Consider the following 1,149-nt stretch of genomic DNA (forward strand, 5'->3'; position numbering starts at 1 on the left):
GCTAAAATAGCGAGTTGTTAAAGTGTTTCATCGGTATCTGAGACTTCCGGCGGTTCCATCCCAACCATTGCAGCGGCTACAGCCTCGGATAAGTTTGTAGGTTGGAAATCAAAAGGTGTTTCAGTTGTAGGCGGCTCAGGCTCTGGTTCAGGCTCTTCATGCAAGCGAATGTCAATCCAACGACCTTCAGGAATATCTGTTGGTATTTCCAAGTCTGCAACTACAGCAGCAAGTTCAAAATCAAACTTACGTTTGTAAGTCTTGATGGATAGATCACCATTTTCTAAGGTGTCATAAACAACAGCGACAATGGTGTTTCCATTTGCGTCTTTTGGAACCTCGATGTACCAGCCTTCCTGAGCAAAACCTAAAGAACCTTTAAGTAGATATTCTCCAACCTCAACTTTCTTAAATTCGATTGGTTGCTTTTCTGCATCACTATTAAGTTCAATATGATCATTAAATAACTTCACTACTGGTGATGCCGATTTTAAGAACCCATTTGCATCGACTGATGTATTAAAGCTGGTTTTAATGTGTCCCCACGTAGTCCAGACATCATTTCCTGCCCCATATCGGTAGGAAAGCTGTCCACCCAATACTGCCTTAAAAATCTGCCATGAATACGTTCCATATGAGTTTGATCCCAAATACGACATTAAAGAACCATATCGGCTAGGCATATTAAGTGGGTTATTTGTATTCCCCGCTTGCCAGTCGCCATTTGATAGGAAAGTAAACTTGTTATCACCTAAAACGGCTACCCATTGTGGAACCGACACCTTGTCATATAGCTCGCTAATTTTACCGCCTGTGAAACCTTGGGTACCAAGATCACCCAAACCTAGTACTTGACGAGCTCCACCAGCAGAAGACGCTCCTGTTCCCCCTTGTGCTATTGAAAGTGGAGTAGCTAAACCTTTCATTTCAGTAATGTCAGTATTCACCCCTTTTTCAGCAGCTCCTAGATTTGATCGAGCTTCTGCTGCAGTGATTGCCCCTGTACCACCTTGAGAGATTGCTGCAGTTCCTTGAACTTGTGAAAAGTTAGGGCTTAAATTGGGAATGCCGGAAGCGAATGGCAGCATAAATTGCCGCTTGCCCTGAGCTGAGTTCAACTGGAACGGTCGATGGTCCCAATTAAATTTA

The 1,149-nt window shown here is 43.3% G+C and carries 1 protein-coding gene; it reads right to left on the bottom strand.

What is annotated here, in order from left to right:
- Positions 1–17 precede the first annotated feature (17 nt).
- Positions 18–1,149, bottom strand: a 1,132-nt coding sequence (locus R5R67_RS19385; RefSeq protein ID WP_318755197.1) for a phage tail protein, incomplete at its 5' end; no start/stop codon positions are given.

The organism is Acinetobacter sp. OYA S30 (genome assembly GCF_033599315.1).
Classification (GTDB): domain Bacteria; phylum Pseudomonadota; class Gammaproteobacteria; order Pseudomonadales; family Moraxellaceae; genus Acinetobacter; species Acinetobacter baumannii.